The sequence below is a fragment of the Kitasatospora aureofaciens genome (assembly GCF_019192735.1).
In the GTDB taxonomy this organism is placed as follows: domain Bacteria; phylum Actinomycetota; class Actinomycetes; order Streptomycetales; family Streptomycetaceae; genus Kitasatospora; species Kitasatospora aureofaciens_A.
On the sequence record NZ_JAHTKP010000015.1, the window covers coordinates 18,089 to 39,921 of the forward strand.

General features: G+C 72.2%; 22 protein-coding genes. 12 read left to right on the forward strand and 10 right to left on the reverse strand.

Annotated features, from left to right (window positions below):
- Positions 1–54: 54 nt before the first annotated feature.
- The 3 genes from KV557_RS17560 to KV557_RS17570 all read right to left on the reverse strand — a co-directional run bounded on the left by KV557_RS17560 (position 55) and on the right by KV557_RS17570 (position 3,257).
- Positions 55–2,274, reverse strand: coding sequence for an NADP-dependent isocitrate dehydrogenase (locus tag KV557_RS17560; protein ID WP_218201256.1), 2,220 nt, complete (start codon positions 2,272–2,274; stop codon positions 55–57).
- Between the two features lie 190 nt (positions 2,275–2,464).
- Positions 2,465–2,836 (reverse strand): DUF4180 domain-containing protein, encoded by a 372-nt coding sequence (locus KV557_RS17565; RefSeq protein ID WP_218201258.1) that lies wholly within the window; start codon positions 2,834–2,836, stop codon positions 2,465–2,467.
- Between the two features lies 1 nt (position 2,837).
- Positions 2,838–3,257, reverse strand: coding sequence for a helix-turn-helix domain-containing protein (locus tag KV557_RS17570; protein WP_308129945.1), 420 nt, complete (start codon positions 3,255–3,257; stop codon positions 2,838–2,840).
- A gap of 235 nt (positions 3,258–3,492) precedes the next feature.
- Between KV557_RS17570 and KV557_RS17575 the strand changes: the two genes are divergently transcribed.
- The 4 genes from KV557_RS17575 to KV557_RS17590 all read left to right on the forward strand — a co-directional run bounded on the left by KV557_RS17575 (position 3,493) and on the right by KV557_RS17590 (position 5,894).
- Positions 3,493–3,822: an SAV_915 family protein gene (locus KV557_RS17575; RefSeq protein ID WP_218201259.1), complete on the forward strand. Its 330-nt coding sequence runs from the start codon at positions 3,493–3,495 to the stop codon at positions 3,820–3,822.
- A complete protein-coding gene (locus KV557_RS17580) occupies positions 3,819–4,145 on the forward strand; it encodes a hypothetical protein (RefSeq protein ID WP_218201261.1) in 327 nt (108 codons plus the stop codon). Before KV557_RS17575 ends, KV557_RS17580 begins: the two co-directional genes overlap by 4 nt.
- Positions 4,146–4,343: 198 nt before the next feature.
- Positions 4,344–5,078, forward strand: a complete 735-nt coding sequence (locus KV557_RS17585; RefSeq protein WP_218201263.1) for a hypothetical protein — start codon at positions 4,344–4,346, stop codon at positions 5,076–5,078.
- 204 nt (positions 5,079–5,282) lie between these two features.
- Positions 5,283–5,894 (forward strand): hypothetical protein, encoded by a 612-nt coding sequence (locus tag KV557_RS17590; RefSeq protein ID WP_218201266.1) that lies wholly within the window; start codon positions 5,283–5,285, stop codon positions 5,892–5,894.
- A gap of 73 nt (positions 5,895–5,967) precedes the next feature.
- Here KV557_RS17590 and KV557_RS17595 read toward each other — a convergent pair whose 3' ends face one another.
- Positions 5,968–6,351: a DMT family transporter gene (locus KV557_RS17595; protein ID WP_218201268.1), complete on the reverse strand. Its 384-nt coding sequence runs from the start codon at positions 6,349–6,351 to the stop codon at positions 5,968–5,970.
- A 306-nt stretch (positions 6,352–6,657) separates the two neighbouring features.
- Between KV557_RS17595 and KV557_RS17600 the strand changes: the two genes are divergently transcribed.
- Positions 6,658–8,145, forward strand: coding sequence for an outer membrane protein assembly factor BamB family protein (locus KV557_RS17600; RefSeq protein ID WP_218201270.1), 1,488 nt, complete (start codon positions 6,658–6,660; stop codon positions 8,143–8,145).
- Here KV557_RS17600 and KV557_RS17605 read toward each other — a convergent pair.
- A complete protein-coding gene (locus KV557_RS17605; RefSeq protein WP_256177567.1) occupies positions 8,049–9,836 on the reverse strand; it encodes an MFS transporter in 1,788 nt (595 codons plus the stop codon). The two genes, KV557_RS17600 and KV557_RS17605, sit on opposite strands and share 97 nt — an antisense overlap.
- A 177-nt stretch (positions 9,837–10,013) precedes the next feature.
- Here KV557_RS17605 and KV557_RS17610 point away from each other — a divergent pair, with 177 nt between their 5' ends.
- Positions 10,014–10,859: a helix-turn-helix transcriptional regulator gene (locus KV557_RS17610; protein WP_218201271.1), complete on the forward strand. Its 846-nt coding sequence runs from the start codon at positions 10,014–10,016 to the stop codon at positions 10,857–10,859.
- Positions 10,860–10,872: 13 nt separating this feature from the next.
- Here the strand turns inward: KV557_RS17610 and KV557_RS17615 are convergent, their stop codons facing one another.
- Complete coding sequence (locus KV557_RS17615) at positions 10,873–11,973, reverse strand: MFS transporter (protein WP_374106640.1); 1,101 nt, start codon at positions 11,971–11,973, stop codon at positions 10,873–10,875.
- Between the two features lie 214 nt (positions 11,974–12,187).
- Between KV557_RS17615 and KV557_RS17620 the strand changes: the two genes are divergently transcribed.
- From KV557_RS17620 to KV557_RS17630, 3 genes are all read left to right on the forward strand, one after another.
- The gene (locus KV557_RS17620) at positions 12,188–12,943 is read left to right on the forward strand and encodes a helix-turn-helix transcriptional regulator (RefSeq protein WP_218201273.1); all 756 of its coding nucleotides are present in this window, start codon (positions 12,188–12,190) and stop codon (positions 12,941–12,943) included.
- Between the two features lie 197 nt (positions 12,944–13,140).
- The gene (locus KV557_RS17625) at positions 13,141–13,443 is read left to right on the forward strand and encodes a hypothetical protein (protein WP_218201275.1); all 303 of its coding nucleotides are present in this window, start codon (positions 13,141–13,143) and stop codon (positions 13,441–13,443) included.
- Between the two features lie 90 nt (positions 13,444–13,533).
- Positions 13,534–14,028, forward strand: a complete 495-nt coding sequence (locus KV557_RS17630; RefSeq protein ID WP_218201277.1) for a hypothetical protein — start codon at positions 13,534–13,536, stop codon at positions 14,026–14,028.
- A 158-nt stretch (positions 14,029–14,186) separates the two neighbouring features.
- Here KV557_RS17630 and KV557_RS17635 read toward each other — a convergent pair whose 3' ends face one another.
- The 3 genes from KV557_RS17635 to KV557_RS17645 all read right to left on the reverse strand — a co-directional run bounded on the left by KV557_RS17635 (position 14,187) and on the right by KV557_RS17645 (position 15,971).
- The gene (locus KV557_RS17635; RefSeq protein WP_218201279.1) at positions 14,187–14,672 is read right to left on the reverse strand and encodes a DUF6924 domain-containing protein; all 486 of its coding nucleotides are present in this window, start codon (positions 14,670–14,672) and stop codon (positions 14,187–14,189) included.
- Positions 14,673–14,754: 82 nt separating this feature from the next.
- Positions 14,755–15,360, reverse strand: a complete 606-nt coding sequence (locus KV557_RS17640) for an SGNH/GDSL hydrolase family protein (RefSeq protein WP_218201281.1) — start codon at positions 15,358–15,360, stop codon at positions 14,755–14,757.
- Between the two features lie 77 nt (positions 15,361–15,437).
- A complete protein-coding gene (locus tag KV557_RS17645; RefSeq protein WP_218201282.1) occupies positions 15,438–15,971 on the reverse strand; it encodes a helix-turn-helix domain-containing protein in 534 nt (177 codons plus the stop codon).
- 42 nt (positions 15,972–16,013) lie between these two features.
- Between KV557_RS17645 and KV557_RS17650 the strand changes: the two genes are divergently transcribed.
- The 3 genes from KV557_RS17650 to KV557_RS17660 all read left to right on the forward strand — a co-directional run bounded on the left by KV557_RS17650 (position 16,014) and on the right by KV557_RS17660 (position 19,871).
- Positions 16,014–17,267 carry an alpha/beta hydrolase family protein gene (locus KV557_RS17650; RefSeq protein WP_218201285.1) on the forward strand — a complete coding sequence of 418 codons (1,254 nt, stop codon included), beginning with the start codon at positions 16,014–16,016 and terminating at the stop codon, positions 17,265–17,267.
- A gap of 100 nt (positions 17,268–17,367) precedes the next feature.
- The gene (locus KV557_RS17655) at positions 17,368–18,024 is read left to right on the forward strand and encodes a DUF3592 domain-containing protein (RefSeq protein WP_218201286.1); all 657 of its coding nucleotides are present in this window, start codon (positions 17,368–17,370) and stop codon (positions 18,022–18,024) included.
- A gap of 182 nt (positions 18,025–18,206) precedes the next feature.
- Positions 18,207–19,871, forward strand: a complete 1,665-nt coding sequence (locus KV557_RS17660; RefSeq protein WP_218201287.1) for an APC family permease — start codon at positions 18,207–18,209, stop codon at positions 19,869–19,871.
- 100 nt (positions 19,872–19,971) lie between these two features.
- Here the strand turns inward: KV557_RS17660 and KV557_RS17665 are convergent, their stop codons facing one another.
- Positions 19,972–21,603, reverse strand: coding sequence for an FAD-dependent oxidoreductase (locus KV557_RS17665; protein WP_218201288.1), 1,632 nt, complete (start codon positions 21,601–21,603; stop codon positions 19,972–19,974).
- Positions 21,604–21,833: the final 230 nt, after the last annotated feature.

Here is a 21,833-nt window from a genome sequence, read left to right on the forward strand (position 1 = left end):
CCCCCGGGTCCGCGAGGGACCCGGGGACCGCCCGGTGCGTCAACTCCGCCGAGGTCAGCCGAGGTTGGCCAGCGCCTCGTTGAAGGTCTTGGACGGACGCATGACGGCCGCGGCCTTGGCCGGGTCCGGCTGGTAGTAGCCACCGAGGTCGACCGGCGAGCCCTGCACCGCGATGAGCTCCTCGACGATGGTCTGCTCCTGCTCGGTCAGCGCCTTGGCGAGACCCTCGAACGCCTGGGCCAGCTCGGCGTCGGCGGTCTGCTTGGCCAGCTCCTGGGCCCAGTACATGGCCAGGTAGAAGTGGCTGCCGCGGTTGTCGATGCCACCGAGGCGGCGGCTCGGCGACTTGTCCTCGTTGAGGAAGGTGCCGGTGGCGCGGTCCAGGGTGTCGGCCAGCACCTGGGCGCGGGCGTTGCCGGCGCTGGTGGCCAGGTGCTCGAAGCTGGCGGCCAGCGCGAAGAACTCGCCCAGGCTGTCCCAGCGCAGGTAGTTCTCCTTGACCAGCTGCTGGACGTGCTTCGGGGCGGAGCCGCCGGCGCCGGTCTCGAACAGGCCGCCGCCCGCCATCAGCGGGACGACCGACAGCATCTTGGCGCTGGTGCCCAGCTCCAGGATCGGGAACAGGTCGGTCAGGTAGTCGCGCAGCACGTTGCCGGTCACCGAGATGGTGTTCTCGCCGCGGCGGATGCGCTCCAGCGAGAACTTGGTGGCCTCGACCGGGGACTTGATCTCGATCTGCAGGCCGGTGGTGTCGTGCTCCGGCAGGTACTTGTTGACCTTCTCGATCAGGACGGCGTCGTGGGCGCGCTCGGCGTCCAGCCAGAACACGGCCGGGTCGCCGGTGGCGCGGGCGCGGGAGACGGCCAGCTTGACCCAGTCCTGGATCGGCAGGTCCTTGGTCTGGCAGGCGCGGAAGATGTCGCCCGGCTGGACGGCCTGCTCCAGCACGGTGTTGCCCTCGGCGTCGACCAGGCGGACGGTGCCGGCCGCGGCGATCTCGAAGGTCTTGTCGTGGCTGCCGTACTCCTCGGCCGCCTGGGCCATCAGGCCGACGTTCGGCACCGAGCCGATGGTGGCCGGGTCCAGGGCGCCGTTGGCGCGGCAGTCCTCGATGACGGCCTGGTACACGCCGGCGTAGCTGTGGTCCGGCAGTACGGCGAGGGTGTCGGCCTCCTGGCCGTCCGGGCCCCACATGTGGCCGGAGGTGCGGATCATGGCCGGCATCGAGGCGTCGACGATGACGTCGCTCGGGACGTGCAGGTTGGTGATGCCCTTGTCCGAGTCGACCATGGCGAGGGCCGGGCCCTCGGCCAGCTCGGCCTCGAACGAGGCCTTGATCTCGGCGCCGTTCGCCAGCGCGTCGAGGCCGGCGAGGATGCCGCCGAGGCCGTTGTTCGGGTTCAGACCGGCGGAGACCAGCACCTCGCCGTACTTGGCGAAGGTGTTCGGGAAGAAGGCGCGCACGACGTGGCCGAAGATGATCGGGTCGGAGACCTTCATCATGGTGGCCTTGAGGTGCACCGAGAACAGGACGCCCTCGGCCTTGGCGCGGGCCACTTGGGCGGCCAGGAACTCGTTCAGGGCGGCGGCGCGCATCACCGAGGCGTCGACGACCTCGCCGGCCAGCACCGGGACCTTCTCGCGCAGCACGGTGGCGGTGCCGTCCTCGGCGACCAGCTCGATGCGCAGGGCACCGTCGGCGGCGATCACGGCCGACTTCTCGGTGCTCGCGAAGTCGTTCTCGCCCATGGTGGCGACGTTGGTCTTGGAGTCGGCCGTCCAGGCGCCCATCCGGTGCGGGTGGGTCTTGGCGTAGTTCTTGACCGACAGCGGGGCGCGGCGGTCCGAGTTGCCCTCGCGCAGGACCGGGTTGACCGCGCTGCCCTTGACCTTGTCGTAGCGGGCGCGGACGTCCTTGTCCTCGTCGGTCTGCGGGTCGTCCGGGTAGTCCGGCAGGGCGTAGCCCTGGGCCTGCAGCTCGGCGATGGCGGCCTTCAGCTGCGGCATGGAGGCCGAGACGTTCGGCAGCTTGATGATGTTGGCGGCCGGGGTCTTGGCCAGCTCACCCAGCTCGGCGAGGGCGTTCTCGATCCGCTGGCCCTCGGCGAGACGCTCCGGGAAGCTCGCGATGATCCGCCCGGCCAGGGAGATGTCGCGGGTCTCCACGCGCACACCCGCCGTCGAGGCGTAGGCCTGGACCACCGGCAGGAACGAGTAGGTCGCCAGGGCCGGAGCCTCGTCGGTGTGCGTATAGATGATGGTCGAGTCAGTCATCGGTACTCCGCTTCACGTCTCCAACGTCTTGACGTCAAGATATCTCGTCATGGGCCCCTCGCTCCACCTCCCCCCGCCCCGGAGCGTGCGCCGGGCACCCCGGGGGCGCGGCGGCGGTCGGTTCCACGGTGGTCCCGGGGCGGGCCGGAGGCAAGCGGAGGGGCGTCACCGGCCGGTCAGCGGAGGGGCGTCAGCGGCCGGTCAGCCGGGCCTCCAGCTCGGCCTCGTCGGCGAGGAACCAGAGCTGCGTGCCGCGGTTGCTCTCCCGGACGAAGTCGCGCAGGGCGTCGCTCGCGGCCACGTGGTCGGCGATGTCCCCGAGGACGACGAGGCCCGTGCGGTAGTTGACGAACTTCTGGACGATGCCGCCGGCGACGCGCGTCCGGAGGACGAAGAAGTCCGGGTGCAGCCGGGCGGTGGGGACGACCACCCAGGACGCGCCGTGGCCGAAGGCGTCGCCGATCACGTCCATCGCGTCCTGCTCGGTGCGGATCGGGGCGCCGTCGGCGGGCAGCCGCAGGATCGCCTCGGCGGGCAGCCGCGGAATCGTCGGGTCCGGCATGTCACATCTCCCTGGTCAGCGTGTTGACGATGGCGAGCAACGCGGCGGTGTCGCCCGGGTCGCCGAGGATGATCAACCGCAGGGTCTCGCGCTCCTCGTCGTGGACGGTCTCGACGTGCAGCGGCCGGCCGCCCTCGCGCGGGCCGGCGATCGCGGCGAGGACGGTGGTGGTCAGCCGGTCCGCCGTCGCCCGGTCGATCTCCTCGATCCGTACGACGGACGACACCTCGGCACGCTGCCGGCCGGTGGGCGGCGCGGCGACCGGGCCGCCCGTGAGGGCCTCCAGGTCCGCGCGGGCGATCCGGTACTGCTTGCCGATCCTGGTCGCGGCGAGACGCCCGTCGCGGATGTAGCCGCGGACGGTGCGCACGTGCAGGCCGAGCAGTTCGGCCACCTGTTCCACCGAGTAGTACTGCACCACCTGCGCCCGTCCTCTCCGACTTCCCTATCGTTACGCAAACTATCATCAGAAAGGGATATTTAAGGAAGGATGCGGAGTGGTGTAGTCCAATCGAGTGAGTCGCCCGTCAGGAGTGCGTCAACGCACCACCTCATTCGGTCAACGCTGCGTCAGGACCGGCGACGGTTGGCCGATCCCGGCCTAGCTTCGAAGAAGCAGTTCCGGCAGGCACCACCACCCATTGGGGAGCACCCGCATGGCCCGCGTCGTCTGGCACGTTCCGGTCACCGTCAACTCGTCCGTTCACGGCACCGGAAGCACCAACGCACTCCGTCTCTTCCGCCTGCGCGACGGCCGCCGCTGCGCCGTCGGATTCTCCACCCCCGAGTCCCTCGCCGCCCTCCTCGGGCCGGACCAGGCCTACACCGAACTCGGCGAGCCCGCCCTGCGCGAGCTGACCGCGCCGCTCGGCGTCGACACCCTCGTCCTGGACCCGCGCCTGGTCGCCCCGCCCGTCACCGCCCCCACCGCCCCGCCCACCCAGGCCCCGACCCCGACCCCGACCGCACAACTCCAGCACCGGTGACCGCCCTCCAACTGGTCCCGGGCGACGAGGAGCCCGAAGCAGGACGGCCCGAACCGGCCCGGGCGCTGCACGCGCTCGCCCGGGTCAGCTTCGGGCCCGTCCCCCTCGACTTCGACCGCCTCGCGGCCGAGTACCCGGCCGTCCAGAGCGGCCTCGCCCTCGCCGGCGACGCCGACCTGGAACTCCGCCTCGCCTGCACCGGCCCGGACGAGCTCCGCGCCGTCGCCGCCGCCCTCCAACGGGCCGGCGCCGCCCGCGTCCGGATCGACCTTGTCTTGCGCGCCCTCACCCCGGGGCCGCCGGCCCTGCGGTCGGTGCCGTGAGCGTGGAACGGTCAATTCCGTTGCCTGGATTGATAGTTGGGTGAATATCCAGTAGCGGTCAGGACCGGGCGGCACGTAGCGTGCGCGTGGAACCGGCCGACCGGGCCGGATCCACGGCACGCTCCGGCGCGACCGGTTGCTCCGAAGCCCGCCGTCGGTCCGGAGCCGGTCGCTCGTCCTAGGAACAGGTGATCGGACTTGTCTCGCTCCGCGCTGCGCCCGGCCCTGGGCACGGCGGCCGCCCTGGCCGCCCTGATCCTGGCGGCGCCCTCGGCGCTCGCCGCCTCCGCACCGGCCCCGGACCCGGGCGGCGACGACGCCGCGGTCTCGGTCGCGGTCTTCGGTGACGAGAGCCTGGTCGACGGGCAGGAACTCACCGTCGCCGACCTGGCCCGCGACCACGGCGTCGACGCCGGTCTCCTCCAGGCGTACGGCCAGGGCACCGTGCCGGACGACTCCGCCCCGCAGGGCGACCCCGAGGCCCCGGACGTCGAGGCCCCGGACGTCCAGGCCCCGGACGCTGCCGCGCCGTCCGTCCAGGCCGCCGGCGACCCGGCGTACGCCCTGGTGACCAGCTGGACCTCCAGCGACCACCGCACGGTCAACCTCCGGCGGGGCAACGCCTCCTGGGGCCTGACCAAGATCGAGCAGAAGCACAACCTCAACGTGGCCGCCGTCCGGACCACCACCCGCTACCCCGCGCCCGGCTGGCCGAAGAAGCAGGCCAACCCGGACAGTTGGAACTACGTCACCAGGGTCGATCACGTGCGCTGCTCGGGGTGGCTCTGGTGGCGGACCTGCAAGGTCGTCGAGTTCACCAACGTGACGGTGACGGTGAACTACGGCAACGCCAAGGGCGTCATCACCGCGTACTGCCTGGGCGTCGCCGGCCGCTGCCCGGACTGGGTGAAGAACGCCGCCAACGCCGCCTGACCCGCGGTCACGCGATACGCGCCTCCCCCGGCTCCGGATGATCCCGGGCACGGGCGATCCCGGGCACGGGCGATCCCGGGCACGGGCGATCCCGGGCACGGGCGATCCCGGGCACGGGCGATCCCGGGCACGGGCGGTCCCGGGCCGGGGGAGGCACAATCGGTCCCTGACCACCTGGAAGCCCCGGGAAAGGCGAGCCGGACCATGGCGTCGGACCAACAGCAGCTGCAGCGCGGGTACTTCCTGCGCGAGGCCGCCGCACTTCAGCGGACCAACACGGACGGCTCCCGCCGCCTGAGCCGGATCGCCTTCCCCACCGCCGAGGGCCCGGCGGACGCTCCCCTCGCTCTCGTCACGACGGCCGGCCCGGGTACCTCCGGGCCGGCGCTACGCCTGGCGACCACCGCGACCCGGGACGACCTGTACGCCGCCCTCGCCGGCGAGGGCGGCTGGGCCCCGCCGGACCCGGCCCCGCTGACCCGGCTCCCGCTCACCGCCCCGGCACCGCCGCTGCTGGTCTACGCCGACCTGCTCGACGACCTCGGCGACCTCCTCTTCACCCTCACCGGCTACCCCGCCGACGTCGGCCACCCGGAGATCGCCGCCCGCCTCGACGCCGTCGGCCTCACCGGCGCGACGACCGCCGTGGTCGAGCTGACCGCCCTCGGCGCCACCCGCCGGGTCCGCATCCCGCTGGACTCCGGTGTCCCGCTGGTGGCCGTCCCGCTCGAAATCGCCGAGCATCTGCTGAGCGTCCGACGCTCCGCCGCCGACGAGGAACCCGAGACCGAGTGGGACTACCCCGTCGGCGGATAGGGCCCGTCGTCAAACTCCCGCCTGCGCGCCGAGGTCCGGGCGGACGACGGGAGTTCGACGCCGGGAAGCCCTCTTACTCCCGGGCGAGGGCCGCGATCGCGGCGAGCAGCAGCGCCGAGCCGGCGGCCAGGCCCGCGGTGAGCGGCTCGCCGAGGAAGGCCACGCCGATCACGGCCGCCGTCGCCGGTTCGAGCAGGACCAGGACGGCGGCCGTGGTGCCCGGGACGGCCGTCAGGCCGCTGAAGTACCAGCGGTAGGCGAACAGGGTCGGCACCGTCCCGAGGAACAGCAGCGCTCCGCCGGTCAGCGCCGGGTCGCCCTCCGTCGGCAGGACGCCCTGGGCCGCCGCGAGCGGCAGCAGGCAGAGCAGGCCGGTCGCGAACGCGCCCCAGGCGACGGCGGCGGCCGAGATGGACAGCATTCCGTGCCGGAACGGCACGGCGGCATGCGAAGTCATGCGTCGTTTCTCCACGATGAGGTGCCGGTCGATGTCCGCTGGTCGAGCGGGCGGCAGCCATCGCCCCGGCGGCATCAGCGCCACCGGGCCGGATTCTGTGGAGTACGCCGCCCGCTAGCGGACGGGCGGCGGGAGGATCACGAAACGCACCGGGGCCACCCTACGCCTCGGGGAAGTCGCCCAGGTCGGCCCGCAGTTGGGCGGTCCGCCCCTGGTCGACTCTTCCGGGTCGTGCCTGGTCTCTGCCATGATCGTTTGAGGCCGGCCCACGGGCGCCGGCCGACACTTCTCGGGGGGAGAACCGGCATGGCCGAGGCCATCAGCGACAGCGTCGCCAGACCGGCACGGGCGAAGCCCGACGTCGACAAGGACACCAGGATGGTCGTCTCCGGCGGGGTACTGGGCGCCCTGTTCGCGACGCTCGGGCTGGGCGCGCTCCTCGGGGGGCGGTACGGCTACGGCGGGGACAGCGTCGGGACGATGGGCCTGATCGCCATCCTCGGCCTGATGGTCTGCGGCGCCGGCCTGCTCTACGCCCTGTTCCACCCGCGCCTCGGCCTGCCCTCGGCCGCCGTCGGCGCGCTGCTCGGCCTGGGCGTCTTCGTGCTCTTCGCCGGCCAGGGCCTCAACGACGCCTGGACCGCCCCGCTCGACCGGCCCTCGGACGTCCGCGCCGTCGGCAGCTGGACCAGCGGCGACCTGGTGGTCCGGGCCCGCCCCGACCAGGTGGTGGCCTACCGCGCCGCCACCGGCGAGGTGGCCTGGCGCTGGACCCCGCCCGCCGAGGACTCCGTCTGCGCCATGAGCCGCGAGACCGGTCATGGCATCGGCCTGCTCGGCCACGGCGGCCACGACCGCCCGTGCGCCGGCGTGGTCGCGCTCGACCTGCCGAGCGGCGCCGCCCGCTGGACGGCCCAACTGGACGCGCCCGTCCGGATCGGGGACGCGGCCGCGCCCGGGCCACTCGCGATCGCCGGCGATCGCGCCGTCCTCCAGGACAACGGCGGCTGGCGCGCGCTCAACCTCGCCGACGGCAGCACGGTCTGGCGCAGCGTCCCGGACACCGGCTGCTCGCCGCTGAGCGTCGCAGGCGGGCCGGACTCCGTCGTGACGGTCGCGCAGTGCACCTCGGCCGCCCCGGCGCTGCGGACCCTGGCGCCGCAGGACGGCAGGGAGCAGCTGCGCGACGTCCTGCCGCTCGCCAACGGGCTGAAGGACGTGGCCGTGCTCTCCACCAACCCGCTCACCGTCTGGGCCGACGAGCAGGGCGACCGCGGCACGCACGCCGTGCTGAGCTTCGACCGGAGCGGCCACGTCCGCTCCACGATCCCGGTCTCCGGCGACGAGTACGACCTGGACGTCCTGCTGGGCGGCGCCACTCCCTGGCACTCGTTCACCGCCCGCCCGCTGTACGGCGCGGTGGTTGTGGGCGATCTGCTGGTCGTACCGGCCGAGAAGCCGGGTGACGTCACGATCGGCGCCGGCAAGAACCGCACCCGCAGCGCCACCGGCCGTCTGGTCGCCTACTCGCTCGCCGACGGCAGCAAGCGGTGGACGTCTGGGCTGGACGACCAGGTGACCAGCCTGGTGGTGGACGGCGCCTACGTCTGGACGATGACCCGGAACACCCTGACCCGGATAGACGCCGCCACCGGCCACCAAGGCACCAGCTTCGCCATCAACGGCACGGAGTCGGACTACCCGGTGGACCTGTCGGTCTCGGGCACCGACCGGTTCACCGTCGTCGCCGAGGACGGCACCAGCGGCGAACCTCCGGTCCGCGGCCTGCACTGAGGGCGCCCGGCACGCGTGGGCGCGAGCGCGAGGTAGGTCAGCACCGCGCCGAGCGCGGACAGCACGGCGAGCAGCAGGCCCAGCGTGTGGAAGGCGCCGGTGAAGCCCTCCGCCACGGCGGCGTGCTGCGCCGCGGACACCTGGCCCTGGACGGCCTCGCCCGCGAGGCGCGCCGCTTCGTCCGACGGGACGCCGCTCAGCCGGGTGGCGGTCAGCGTGGTCAGGAGGGCGGCGGCTCCGGAGACGGCCACGGACTCCCCGGTGATGCGCATCGTGTTGAAGATGCCCGCCGCCGCCCCGGCGTTCTCGACGGGGACGGTGCTGACGGCCGCGTTGTCCATCACCCCGAACGCCAGGCCGACGCCGGCCCCGAACGGCACCAGCGGCAGCGCCAGCCACGATCCGTCGCTGCGCACGGTCACCAGCAGCAGGGCGCCGACCACGATCAGCGCGGAGGCCCCGGTCAGCACCGCCCGGACGGACGTCGCGGCAGCGAGGCGGCCCGCCGCGAGCGGCAGGAGCAGGACGGGCGCCGTCATCGGCAGCAGGAGCAGCCCACTCTCCAGCACGCTCCTGCCGCCCACGCCCTGGAGGTACGCCGGGAGGTACACCAGCAGCACGACGAAGCCGAGCGTGACCGTGAACGGCTGGCACACCACCGCCAGGAACTCGGGCCTGCGGAACAGCCGGACGTCGAACATCGCGCGCTCGGCCCGGCGCACCTCCACCACGGCGAACAGGACGACCAGCAGCACCGCCCCGCCGAACGGCAGCAGCGTGCCCGGCGCCGTCCAGCCGGCCGTCGTGGCCCGGACGAGCGCGAACGACAGCGCGGCGAGTCCGGCCGTGAAGCAGACCAGCCCGGCCAGGTCGAAGCGGTGACGCTCGGGGCCCGTCTTCAAACTCCCGCCTGCGCGCCGACGTCTGGGCACGCACCTCGCCGCGTTGTCGTCGGTCGCCGATGTCCCCCAGCCTGGCGGCCGGGAGGTGCCCCCACCGCATGGACTCCCTCCTCCGCCTTGCGATGCACGCACCCAGACGCCGCCCCGCCCGCCCTCCGGTCGGACGACGGGAGTTTGAAGACGGGCCCCAGGGCTGCGGGATTCCGGAGCCCGCGTCGCGCACAGCCACGCCGGGACGGACATGGCCGCGACGAGGACGAAGACCGCCCGCCAGCCGGCCGCCTCCACCAACGCGCCCGCGGCCAACGGCCCGATCGCCAGCCCCGTACCGAACGACGTCCCCAGGATGCCGAACGCCAGCTGCCGTCGCCGCCCGGAGGTGGAGTGCGCCAGCACCGCCGCGCCCGAGGCCAGAACGGCCGCAGCCCCGCCGCCCTGGACCGCCCGGGCGGCGTCGGCCACGGCCATCGAGGGCGCGAGCGCGACCAGCAGCGAGAGGGCGCCGACCAGCGCGATCCCGGTCAGCAGCACGCGACGCCGGCCGAGCCGGTCGGCGAGGCTGCCGGCCGCGAGCGGCAGGGCGGCGAAGGTGATGTTGAAGGCGTTCAGCATCCACTGGGCGGCGCCGACCGACGCGCCCAGATGCACCGTCATGCTGGGCAGGGCGACGGCGGCTCCGGTCACCGAGAACGGCAGCATCATGCTGGCGCAGCCGACCGCGCCGACCGTGGCCCAGTAGCCGTCCGCACGGCGGGGTGCGGTGAGGTCGAGGGGAGGGGAGGTGGTCATGCCCCGATCGTTCGCGGGTGCCGGCGGCGGATGAAGAGAAGCCCGTTCCCTGGGTATGACAGGTCCTCGGTATGACAGGTCCTTGGTATGACAGACCCTGGATATGCCAGACCCTGGGTCCGGCAGGGCCACCCTCCCGGCCCCTCACCCACCCCCGCGGCACCCATACTGGACCGCATGGCCGACCCGACCACGATCGCCGGCAGCCTCGGCGACTACCTCCGCACCCGCCGGGCCCTGGTGTCCCCCGCCGACGCGGGACTGCCGCCGACCAGCCGCCGCCGGGTGCCGGGCCTGCGCCGAGAGGAGGTCGCGGAACTGGTCGGCCTCAGCACCGACTACTACGTACGCCTGGAGCAGGGGCGCGCCGACCGCCCGTCCGACGAGGTCCTCGACGCGCTCGCCCGCGCGCTGCGGCTCGGTCCCGCCGAACGCGCCCACCTGTACGACCTGGCCCGCCCGCCCCGCCGTACCGCCACCCCGCGGAACGACGGGCTGCGCCCCGCGCTGCGACAGGTCGTGGAGGCCATGCCGGCCACCCCCGCCGTGATCATGAACGACCGCAACGACGTCCTGGCCTGGAACCGCCTGGCGGCCGCCCTGATCGCGGACTTCCCCAACCTCGCGCCGCCCGAGCGGAACATGGCCCGCCAGATCTTCCTGGACCCGGACGCGCGCGAGGTCCACCTCGACTGGGAGGACGCCGCGCGCACCACCGTCGGCATCCTGCGCATGGCCGCCGGGCGACGGCCGCACGACCCGGAACTCGTCCGCCTCGTCGGCGAACTCTCGCTCGGCAGCGCCACGTTCCGCACATTGTGGGCCGGCCACCACGTGCACGAGAAGACGCACGGGCCGAAACGCTTCCGGCATCCGGTCGTCGGCGACGTGACCCTCGGCTACGAGACCTTCCAGGTGCCCGGCGCCGCACACCACCTCCTGGTCGTCTACACGGCCGCGCCGGGGAGCCCGGCCGAGGAGGCGCTGCACTTCCTCAGCAGCTTCACGACCGCCGACACTTAGCGAGCGCCGGCGGTCAGCGAGTGCTGGGGACGGCAACGGTCTGCGGCAGGGCCGGTTCCGGCAGTCCGCGGACCAGCAGCCACGCTACGGCGGGCAGCACGATCAGCGGAGTCAGCGCCGTCCGGAGCGAGGTGGCGTCCGCGAGCGCGCCCAGCACGGGGCTGACGAGGCCGCCGACGCTCACGGTCAGGCCGAGCGTGACGCCGCTGGCGGTGCCGACCCGGCTGGGCAAGTAGTCCTGGCCGAGCGTCACTTGGAGCGAGAACGGGACGTAGAGGCCGGCCGATGCCAGGGCCACGAACAGGTAGAAGGCCGGGCCTGGCACGTACACGATGCCCGCGACGGCGACGACGCTCAGCAGGTACGAGCGGCGCACGACGGTGACGCGGTCCCACCGGCCGGCCAGGTTGCCGCCGAGCACCGTGCCCACCGCACCGCCGACGTAGAGCACGAACAGGGCCGCGGTGCCGGCCGCCGTGCCGCCGCCCGTCCGCTCGCGGGCGTAGAACGTGATGAAGGTGCTCAGGCCGATGAAGACGACGGACCGGCAGATCACCGCCAGCGACAGGTTCACGAAGGACGCCACGTCGTCCGTCCGCCCGGTGTCGCGCGCGGCGCCGCCACCCGCCGGTGCCACCGCGGCCACCGCGCGCAGCGCGGGGACGCACAGCACGCTGCCCACCAGGGCCGGCACGACGAGGAACGGCGTGGCCCGCAGGCCCCCGGTGGCGATCACGGCGGAGACCAGCACGGGCGCCAGGGCGAACCCGATGTTCCCGCCGACGGAGAACCAGCTCATCGCCGTGTGGCTCCCCCGCCCGGCCCGCCGCGCGACGCGCGCCGACTCGGGGTGGTAGGCGGCGACACCGAGCCCGGAGACGGCGACGAACGCCAGCGTGAGCGCGTAGTTGCCGCCGAGCCCGCTCAACGCGATCCCCAGCCCGGCGAGGAACGTACTCACCGGGAGCAACCAGGGCATCGGACGGCGGTCGGTGAGCGCGCCGAACAGCGGCTGCGCCACGGAGGACAGGAGGGACGCGGCGAGCACGATGCCGGAGCCGGCGGCGTAGCTGTACTCACGCTCGGCGACGAAGAACGGGACGAGCGCGGTCACGGCCCCCTGATAGACGTCGACGCAGGCATGCCCGACGGAGAGGAGTGGAATGATCTTTTTCGCTGGCACGCCTTTCGCTGGCACGCCTTTCGCTGGCACGCCTTTCGCTGGCAGGCATTTCACTGGCAGGCATTTCACTGGCACGGCTTTCGCTGACACGTCCCTCATGCTCACGCCGCGACCGGGTGTCGGACTTCCGATAATCTGCCAATCAATGATGGAAATCCGCCACACACCGGTCGCCCCGACCAGCACCCGCTGGCTGGCCCCCGGGACCGGCATCGACGACCACCGCCACGACGACCACCAGATCGCCTACGCGGGCCGCGGCGCACTGGCCGTCACCACCCACGCGGGCACCTGGGTGGCGCCCGCCAACAGCGCCGTCTGGGTCCCGGCAGGCACGGTCCACGCCCACCAGGCCCACGGCGCACTCGAACTGCACCTGGTCGGCCTGCCCGCCGACACCAACCCGCTCGGCCTGGACGAACCGACGGTCCTCACCGTCAACTCCCTGCTGCGGGAGCTGATCCTCGCCCACACACGGTCACCGGAGGACGCGGAGGACACCGACAGCGCCCGGCGGGCACGCCTACGGGCCGTCCTGCTCGACGAGTTGAGCGTCTCCCCGCAGCAACCCCTGCACCTGCCGGCCCCCACGACCCCCACCCTCAAAGCGCTGTGCGCCATCCTGCAGGCCGACCCCACCGACAACCGCACCCTGGCCGCCCTCGGCAGGGAGGTCGGGGCGAGCGACCGCACCCTCTCCCGACTCTTCCGGGCCGACCTCGGCATGACCTTCCCCCAGTGGCGCACCCACCTGCGCCTCTGCCACGCCCTCGCCCTCCTCGCCGACCACACCCCGGTCACCACCGTGGCCCACCTGTGCGGCTGGTCCTCCGCCAGCGCGTTCATCGACACCTTCCGCCGCGCCTTCGGCCACACCCCGGGCACCCACCGCCCGAGTTGAGCCCGCGTCCCCGATCCCCACCGCCCCTCTACAAGATCCGCCCCCTTACCCCCCTTACCCCTGGGGGCCACAACGGCGGCTCCACCGGAGGCCACGACGGCGGCTCGACGGGCGGGCACGAGAATCCGGTCAACGAACATCCCCTGGGTACTCCCGAGAACCCGCACTCGGTCACCGAAGCCCAGCAGGCCGCCTTCATGAAGACCCGGAGCGAACTGGAGGGGCTCAGTAGGAAGAAGCAAATCGACCTGGTCGGCCGTGGCATTGAGGTCAACGGTATGAAATACAAGCCGGAAGCACCCCTGCTCAAGGGGGCCAAACACGGAATCGACTGGACCGAAGGGCCGTCGCGCGCGAGTAAGGAAGCCAAACCGCAAGGGCGGTTCGGGACGCCGGCAGACGTCCAGTACGCTACGGAACGCGCTGCCGATCTGAGGCCCGGAAAGAGTGGATTCTTCAAGCTTCCTGAGGGGGCACAGCTGCATCGAGTACCTGCCTGACGGTACGACGCGAACGCCCAATGCCCTCTTCGTCGAGGTGTACCCCAACGGCAAGGTGCACGCTTACCCGACCACGCGATAGGAACGACGATGAGCTTCTCGATCCAGGCAGGCTGTCCGGCCGTCCGGAAGTGCGAATCCGCCGCCGACATGGCCGACGCGGTCGGTGAGATGTACTCCTCCGAGGCCGAGGATGCCTTCCTCGTCTGGAACCTGGTGCCGGTCCGGCTGGCATACGGCTATGACCTCGCCGCCCTTCTCGACGACCTGGTGCCCCTTCTCGAGGAAATTCAACGGCCGGAATTCTCGGAGACCGAGGTCTTCTGGGGATCCGACACGTTCTCGGCCGAATGGCGAGTGGTCCGCGAGGGCGATTCGCTGAGGATTCAGGCACGCTGGCACAGCACGCTCGGGAACTACGAGTCGCTGCTGACCGAGCGGGGTGATTCGGTGGTCCGTACACAAGAATTCGTCAGCGAGTGGGCGAAGCTCCTGCAGCGGATCGTGACCGATATCGAGGCGGAGTCCGTGGAGTTGGACGACGACGACATCTTCCTCCGCGTCAAGGCCCTGCTCGCGGCCTGAGTCGACGAAGCAGGTGTTCGCCGTCCTCCCGGAGCCGGGTGTGCAGAGCATCCGGCCCCGGGGAGCGGGGACGGCAGGACGCGCGGCCTGAGGCCCGCCTCATCCGGTTCGACTGGGCCGCCAGCCACTCATACGCCCTCGGTGCGTACCGGGCCTCCTCACACGAGTCGGAGGACGCCGTCGGGAGAGGCGAGCGCTGCCTCGGCGAAGTCCTCGAAGTCCAGGTTCGCGATCGACAGGTTCGCGTGCACGTCGTGCACAGCGGCCGGAGTGGCGCGGAACTCGCGGGCCTGCGGAGAGTCGATCAGTTCCTGGTCGTACATCGGGTCGAGGTCTTCGTCCTCTGCTGCGATGTCCAGGGCGAGAAGGGCGTGGTGGGCGGACTGCATCGTGGCACCATCGGCGACGAAGACCACGCAGAGTTCCTCGTCCCGTCTCACCGTGGCGAGGACCGCCTCGGGCGTCGCCCCGGCCCAGACCGGATCATCGACCACGTGAACGTAGGTCTCGAACTCGCCGTCGGGCCCCCATGGTTGAGCAACCTCCGCCACCACCGCCCGCCATGCCGCCTCGTCGTCGTAGTCGGTCCTGATGATCAGAGCAGCGAAGTCATCACGTCCGACGATCTCCGGCAGCACGTTCATGGTGCTCCCTTCCTCGTCCCCTGGGCTTGGACCTGACTGTTTCACGGGGCGCTGACACCGGGCCACGTCACGCCCGCCGCGATCACAGCTCGGCGAGTGCGCCCAGCCCCAGCGTGCTCAGCGTGTGGTTGGCCATGTGCAGGTGGCCGACCGCGTTGGGGTGTGCGGGGTCGTCGAGCCACGCGATCGGGGCCGTGTCCGGGAACTCGGCGCGCCAGTACGCCTCGTGGTCGACGAGCAGGGCGCTGGTGTCCGCGGCGATCTCGCGGACGGCCTGGCAGTAGGCGGGCAGTTCGGCGCGCGCGGGGCGGCCGTCGTGGCTGACCAGGAGCGGCGTGTGCAGCACGATCTGCGCGCCGGAGCTGCGGGCGATGATCTCGCGCATGGCGTCGTGGAACTCCGGGAGCCCGTCCAGTCCGGCGCGGGCGTCGTTGGTGCCCAGCGAGATCGACAGCACGTCCGGCTCGAACCGCCCGATGACGTAGTCGTACGCGCCGAGCACGTCCGTCGCACGCCAGGCGGACACGCCGGTGTTGACCACGATGTCCGTCAGCCGGTCGAGCTGCCAGCAGACGCGTTCCTGCACGTGCTCCACCCACCCGCGGGCCCCGTGGGTGTGCAGGACCGCCTGGGTGATGCTGTCCCCGGCCATCACCCAGGTCATCGGGCTGTCGGAGAGTTCGACCATGTGATCATCCCCCTGGATTGTTCGCGGTTGCGCTTCGCACGCCCTGCGGGAAGTTGATCATATGTGTGCGGCGGCCGTCAGCGCGGTGGCCCTTCCACCGGGAAGTGGATCGGGCTCAGCAGGTGCTGTGTGCGCTCGGGGGTGGGCCGGTTGGCGAGCCTGGGGACGATGGCCGCGCGGAGGTCGGCGATCAGGTCGTCCAGCTCCGCAGGGCTGAGCCAGAGGGCGTGCTGGCGGTAGCCCACCTGATCGGCCACGGGGTCGGGGTCGCGGTCGAGGTAGGCGTTGAACTCGGCCAGCAGGGCGGTCATCGCGGTGGCGAAGGTCTGCCGGTGGTCCTCGGGGGTGAGCGAGCGGACCACGTCGGGGCCGATCACGGCCCGGTCCTGGCGCAGCCGGTAGTGCCGCTGCACCGCGCCGCGCACCTTCCGTTCCTCGGCCACCTCCAGGATCCCGCCGCCCACGAGCAGGTCGATGTGCCGGTAGACGGTGGCCTTGGAGGCCTCGGGGATGCGTGCGCTGAGCTGAGCGGTGGTCATCTGCCGTCCACCGCCCATCGCATGAACGATCCGCAGCCGGATGGGGTGGGCAAGCAGTTCCAGGGAGTCCATGTCCAAACCTTCTCATGACTGCTACCGTTCTCAAGTATGCGAATGGATGAGGCAAGGACGCGGGAGGTCGCGCGAGGCTTCGCCGCGCTGCTGCGGGCGGAGGCTTTCGCCGAGATCGTCGAGTTGTTCGCGCCGCCGCTGCGCGCCGTCGTCAACACCGAGGCGCTGCGGCTCGCGTGGACGGCCGAGGCCGCGGGACGGGGCGGGGTCACGGAGGTCGGGGAGCCGGTGAGCGAGCCCGGCGAGGCCGGCCTCGTCCGCATCCGCATCCCGGTGAGCTGCGCGAACGGCGGCTTCACCGTGGTCAGTTCGGTGGGCGGCGACGGCCTGCTGCACGGCCTGCGGCTCGCCGGCCCGGACGACGGCACCGCGTGGCAGCCGCCGCACTACGCTGCCCCGGCCCGGTTCACCGAGCGCGAAGTCCGGCTCGGCACCGGGGAGTTCACCGTGCCCGGCACGCTGAGCCTGCCCGTCGGCCCCGGGCCCTGGCCGGCCGTGGTGCTGCTCAGCGGCGGCGGCGCGTTCGACCGGGACGAGACCAGCGGCCCGAACAAGCCCCTCAAGGACCTCGCTTGGGGGCTCGCCTCCCGGCAGGTGGCCGTGCTGCGCTTCGACAAGCGGAGTTTCACGCGTCCGGACGGTCCGGCCCTCACGATGACCGACGAGTACCTGCCGCACACCCTCGCCGCCGTCGAACTCCTCCGGCAGCAGCCCGAGGTGGACGCAACCCGGATCCATCTCGTCGGCCACAGCATGGGCGGCAAGGTGGCACCCCGGATCGCCGTCGCCTCGCCCGAGATCGCGGGGCTGGTCCTGCTCGCGGCGGACGCGCAGCCGATGCACGAGGCCGCGGTCCGGGTGGCCCGCTATCTCGCGGCGCTCACCCCCGGGCCTGGCGCCGACGAGGCGGTGGCGGCGCTGGTCCGGCAGGCCGCGCTGGTGGCGGGCCCCGACCTCACGCCCGACACGCCGTCGGAGCTGCTTCCGTTCGGCTTCTCCGCCGCCTTCTGGCTCGACCAGCGCGGCTACGACCCCGTGGCCACGGCGGCCGAACTGGCCCTCCCGATCCTGATCCTGCAGGGCGGACGGGACTACCAGGTGACCGTCGCCGACGACCTGACCCGCTGGCGGGACGCCCTCGCGAACCGGCCCGACGTGACGATCCGGATCCACGACGACGCCAACCACCTCTTCATCCCCGGCACCGGCCCCGCCACCCCGGCCGAGTACGCGAGGCCGGGGCATGTCGAGCCGGCGGTGGTGGACGGGATCGCGGCCTTCCTGGCGCAGCGGTAGCACCGGATCCCCGGTGGGCCGGGGGAACCGGATCCGCCCAAGTACCGTCCCCCAGGCGATGGTTGATACGTTCGACGGGCAGATCCGCGGGGGGGTGGGCATGCCGGAGGACGGCAATGTCGTCGGGTACTTCTTCGGCGTCATCGGGCTGCTGGTCATGGCTGTGGGGCCGGCATTCCCGATCGCCGCGGTGCACAAGGCCCGGCTGCGGGCGCGGACCCTGGCCCACGGGCTGACGGCGGAGGCCCGCTGCCTGGAGACGTACGTGGCAGAAGGGCGGGTGGGGACGGACCCGTCCGACCGGCGCACCCGCAGTGTGCGGCACGTGATCCTCGGGTTCCGCATCCCGGACGGCCGGGACATCCGGTTCCGGGACACCTCGGGTGTGCCGCGCGTCATGGGCGACCACGTGCCGGTGCGGCACCTGCCCGATCAGCCGCACCGGGCGGTGGCCGCCGACCGGGCCCCATCGGGGACCGCGGCCGGAATCGCCGCGTCGGTGTTCGTCGGCCTGTTCGTCGCCGGCATCGGGCCGGTCTTCGCCGTCATGGGCTTCGGGACCGCGTCCGGCGGCATGGGCGGCGACACCAGTCCCAGCGCGAAGGCCCTGACGTCCGCGTCCGGCAGCTCCTCGACCACGGCGTGCACACGCAGCCACCACGCGCCGCATCGGTATGCAGCGATCACCATTTCCATGACGCAAGGTGCCGTCTATATTGCACAACAACCAGCCGATGCTCAATTCCGGCTCAAATAGTGAACCTACTCGCCGGTCACGTAATACACCGGAAAGCACACCACCCCCTACCAGCGAGAATGTCGGGAGAAGTAAGTAAACATTCAGTAACGAGCTCTGTGCATAGGCCTATGAATAGCCCTACTGTGTGGCAACTCTCCGCGCTCCGACTGCCGGGGCCCCCACACACAGAGAGATTGCCAATGGTTTCCCTTAACCAGGTCTCGCCTCCGGGTCAGAGCACCGGTTCCGACTCCGGAACCACCCACCGGTCGCTCCGCCGCCACGTCGGCCTCATCGGGCTCATGTGGGCCTCGGTCGGCTCGATCATCGGCTCCGGCTGGCTGTTCGGCGCCAAGAACGCCGTAGTCGCCGCCGGCCCAGCCGCGGTCATCTCCTGGGGCATCGGCGCCGTCGCGATCGTGCTCCTCGCCCTCGTGCACGCCGAACTCGGCGGGCTCTTCCCGGTCTCGGGCGGCACCGCACGGTACCCGCACTACGCCTTCGGCGGCCTGGCGGGCATGTCCTTCGGCTGGTTCTCCTGGCTCCAGGCCGCGACCGTCGCACCGATCGAGGTCGAGGCGATGATCGGCTACGCCAAGCACTGGCCGTTTGCCGAAGGACTGCTCAACGCCAGCAACAACACCCTCACCACCAGCGGTTTCGTCGTCGCCACCCTGCTCATGGCGGTGTTCGTCGCGGTCAACTTCCTCGGCGTACGGATCCTTGCGCGTACGAACAGCATCGCCACCTGGCTGAAGATCTTCGTCCCGCTGTTCACGATCTTCGTCCTGGCCGTGTCCAACTTCCACGGCTCCAACTTCACCTCGCACGGCTTCGCCCCGTTCGGCAGCAAGGGCGTGCTCGCCGCGATCAGCACCAGCGGCATCATCTTCGCTCTGCTCGGCTTCGAGCAGGCCATCCAGATCGCCGGTGAGAGCCGCAACCCCAAGCGCGACATCCCGCGCGCCGTCCTCGGCTCGGTCGCCATCGGCACCCTGATCTACACCCTGCTGCAGGTCGTCTTCATCGGCGCGCTGCCGGTGAGCTCCTTCGCCAACGGCTGGGACAAGCTCGACTTCCCCGGCATCGACGGCCCGTTCGCGGGCCTGGCCACCGTGGTCGGCCTCGGCTGGCTGGCCTGGGTGCTGTACGCCGACGCGGTCATCTCCCCCGGCGGCACCGGCCTGATCTACACCACCTCCACCTCGCGCATCTCCTACGGCCTGAGCCGCAACGGCTACGCGCCGCAGATGTTCGAGCGCCTCGACAAGCGCGGCGTGCCGTGGTTCGGCCTGATCATCTCCTTCGTCACCGGCGTGATCTGCTTCCTGCCCTTCCCGAGCTGGCAGGAGCTGGTCGGCTTCATCACCTCCGCGAGCGTGCTGATGTACGCGGGCGCCCCGCTGGCCTTCGGCGCGCTGCGCCGCCGGCTGCCCCAGCGCGAGCGCTCCTACCGCCTGCCGCTCGGCGGCGTGATCTCGCCGGCCGCGTTCGCGGTCTCCAGCCTGATCATCTACTGGTCCGGCTGGCACATCCTCTCCCGCCTGGGCATCGCGATCGTGCTCGGCTACGTCCTGCTCGGCAGCTACGCGGCGTACGCGATCCGCAAGGGCCTGCCGAACGCGCCGCGGCTGAACTGGAAGGCCGCGCAGTGGCTGCCGGTCTACCTGCTCGGCCTCGGCCTGATCTCCTGGCAGGGCGGCTTCGGCGACGGCACCGGCCGGATCCCGATGTGGTACGACATGGGCATCGTGGCGCTCTTCTCGCTCGGCATCTACTACTGGGCGATCCACGTGGCGCTGCCGGCCGAGGCGATCGAGCAGGAGGTCGCGGACGTCGAGGTGGTCGACGCGGGCGGCCACTGATCGCAGTCAGCAGTCACAGGACGGGCCCGCCGGTCGAGCAGCGACCGGCGGGCCCTCCGCATGTCCGCACCCACCCGCGCCCGACACGCCCAACACACGCCTACAGGCTCAGCACCGCCCGCAGCGCCTCCGCCATCGCGCCCTCCGGGTCCTCCGCCGCGCCGGCCGAGCGCCAGGCGACGAAGCCGTCGGGCCGGACCAGCACCGCGCCGTCCGGGCCGATGCCGTGCAGGGCGGCGAAGTCCGCACCCGGCTCCGGCGCCAGGTCGTCCTCCGCGCCGTCGCCGATCCGGTACGCGTCCAGCGGGACGGCCAGCCGGTCCGCGGCGCGGCGCGCGCCCGTGTGCCAGGCGTCGCCGTCGGGGCCGGGGCCGGTGAGCAGCACCATCGCCTGCTCGTACAGGTCCAGCGTGGAGAGCTTCACCCCCGCCCGCAGCAGCCACTGGTGCGGCGCCCGGCTGCCCGGCTCGCCGGCCGACTCGAACGTCTCGGGCACCACGGCGCCCGCCGGGTCCGCTCCGGCGACCGCGCCCTCGGGGTAGCGGTAGCCGAGCGCCACCGCCAGCACCCCGGCCTGCCGGCCGGCGCCCGGCACCACCAGGTACCCGGGGTGGCTGTGCTCGGCCGAGCGGGCCGAGGCGCGCTCGCCGGTCACCTGCGCGACCGGGCGGCGCTCGCGCCCGTACGTCTCCAGCAGGCCCGGGCCCGCCCAGCCGCACAGCACGGCGGCCAGCTTCCACGCGAGGTTGTGCGCGTCCTGGATGCCGGTGTTGGAGCCGAACGCGCCGGTCGGCGACATCTCGTGCGCGGAGTCGCCGGCGAGGAAGACCCGCCCGGCGCCGTACCGCTCGGCCACCCGTTCGGCGGCGTGCCAGGGCGCCTTGCCGGTCACCTCGACGTCGAGGTTCGGCATGCCGACGGCGGTGCGGATGTGCCGTTCGCAGCGCTCGTCGGTGAACGAGTCCAGCGGCTCGCCGTGCTCGGGGTGCCAGGGCGCGTGGAAGACCCACTCCTCCTGGTTGTCCACCGGCAGGAGCGCGCCGTCCGCCTCCGGGTTGGTGAGGTAGCAGGCGATGAAGTGCCGGTCGCCGACCACGTCCGCCAGCCGCTTGGCCCGGAAGGTGATGCTGACGTTGTGGAACAGCTCGCCCTTGCCGCTCTGGCCGATGCCGAGGCGCTCGCGGACCGGGCTGCGCGGGCCGTCCGCCGCCACCAGGTACTGCGAGCGCACCCACCGCTCCTCGCCGGTCTCCCGGCTGCGCAGGAGTGAGGTGACGCCCTCGGCGTCCTGCTCGAAGGTGACCAGCTCGGTGCTGAACCGGATGTCCCCGCCGAGCTCACGGGCCGAGCGCAGCAGCACCGGCTCCAGGTCGTTCTGGCTGCACAGGCACCAGGAGCTGGGGCTGAACCGGGCCAGCCGCCCGCCCGGGTCGATCTCCCGGAACAGCCACTCCTGCTCGGCCCCGGTCAGCGAGGGGGCCTGCAGGATGCCGTGGTTCTGGGCGAGCACCGAGGCCGCCTCGCGGATCGCCGGCTCGATCCCGGCCACCCGGTACAGCTCCATCGTGCGGATGTTGTTGCCTCGGCCACGCGGGTGATGCGAGGTGTCGGCGTGCTTCTCGACCAGCAGGTGTCTGACACCCAGACGGCCGAGGAAGAGCGAGGCCGACAGCCCGACCAGGGAGCCGCCCACGATCAGGACCGGCACCCGGTCGTCAACCTTCGGATTCATCAGTTGCTCCGCCCTGTACGGGGATTCCGCGGCCCGGCGAATCGGCTCGGCGCCGCCCTCGACGGGGCCCGCAGTGGCGGCGGCCCCGCTCTTCCATCCCCCACCCAGGCCCCCTTGTGCCGGATCTTCGCCCGGATGGCCCGCAAATCTCGCGCACCCCCGTACGCGCCGCGCACGATCGACCTCAGGCCTGGCGCCGACTGCCCGGGCCGACCGCCGTCGCACCGCCC

Excerpts from the sequence above, each read along its gene's own strand:
- KV557_RS17590 (WP_218201266.1), top strand. The coding sequence starts at position 5,283 with ATGGCGTCGGACCAACAGCAGCTGCAGCGCGGGTACTTCCTGCGCGAG.
- KV557_RS17655 (WP_218201286.1), top strand. The coding sequence starts at position 17,368 with ATGCCGGAGGACGGCAATGTCGTCGGGTACTTCTTCGGCGTCATCGGG.
- KV557_RS17645 (WP_218201282.1), bottom strand. The coding sequence starts at position 15,971 with ATGGACTCCCTGGAACTGCTTGCCCACCCCATCCGGCTGCGGATCGTT.
- KV557_RS17640 (WP_218201281.1), bottom strand. The coding sequence starts at position 15,360 with ATGGTCGAACTCTCCGACAGCCCGATGACCTGGGTGATGGCCGGGGAC.
- KV557_RS17630 (WP_218201277.1), top strand. The coding sequence starts at position 13,534 with ATGAGCTTCTCGATCCAGGCAGGCTGTCCGGCCGTCCGGAAGTGCGAA.
- KV557_RS17660 (WP_218201287.1), top strand. The coding sequence starts at position 18,207 with ATGGTTTCCCTTAACCAGGTCTCGCCTCCGGGTCAGAGCACCGGTTCC.
- KV557_RS17575 (WP_218201259.1), top strand. The coding sequence starts at position 3,493 with ATGGCCCGCGTCGTCTGGCACGTTCCGGTCACCGTCAACTCGTCCGTT.
- KV557_RS17620 (WP_218201273.1), top strand. The coding sequence starts at position 12,188 with ATGATGGAAATCCGCCACACACCGGTCGCCCCGACCAGCACCCGCTGG.
- KV557_RS17650 (WP_218201285.1), top strand. The coding sequence starts at position 16,014 with ATGGATGAGGCAAGGACGCGGGAGGTCGCGCGAGGCTTCGCCGCGCTG.
- KV557_RS17610 (WP_218201271.1), top strand. The coding sequence starts at position 10,014 with ATGGCCGACCCGACCACGATCGCCGGCAGCCTCGGCGACTACCTCCGC.
- KV557_RS17595 (WP_218201268.1), bottom strand. The coding sequence starts at position 6,351 with ATGACTTCGCATGCCGCCGTGCCGTTCCGGCACGGAATGCTGTCCATC.
- KV557_RS17565 (WP_218201258.1), bottom strand. The coding sequence starts at position 2,836 with ATGCCGGACCCGACGATTCCGCGGCTGCCCGCCGAGGCGATCCTGCGG.
- KV557_RS17635 (WP_218201279.1), bottom strand. The coding sequence starts at position 14,672 with ATGAACGTGCTGCCGGAGATCGTCGGACGTGATGACTTCGCTGCTCTG.
- KV557_RS17600 (WP_218201270.1), top strand. The coding sequence starts at position 6,658 with ATGGCCGAGGCCATCAGCGACAGCGTCGCCAGACCGGCACGGGCGAAG.
- KV557_RS17665 (WP_218201288.1), bottom strand. The coding sequence starts at position 21,603 with ATGAATCCGAAGGTTGACGACCGGGTGCCGGTCCTGATCGTGGGCGGC.
- KV557_RS17605 (WP_256177567.1), bottom strand. The coding sequence starts at position 9,836 with ATGACCACCTCCCCTCCCCTCGACCTCACCGCACCCCGCCGTGCGGAC.
- KV557_RS17560 (WP_218201256.1), bottom strand. The coding sequence starts at position 2,274 with ATGACTGACTCGACCATCATCTATACGCACACCGACGAGGCTCCGGCC.
- KV557_RS17625 (WP_218201275.1), top strand. The coding sequence starts at position 13,141 with ATGAAGACCCGGAGCGAACTGGAGGGGCTCAGTAGGAAGAAGCAAATC.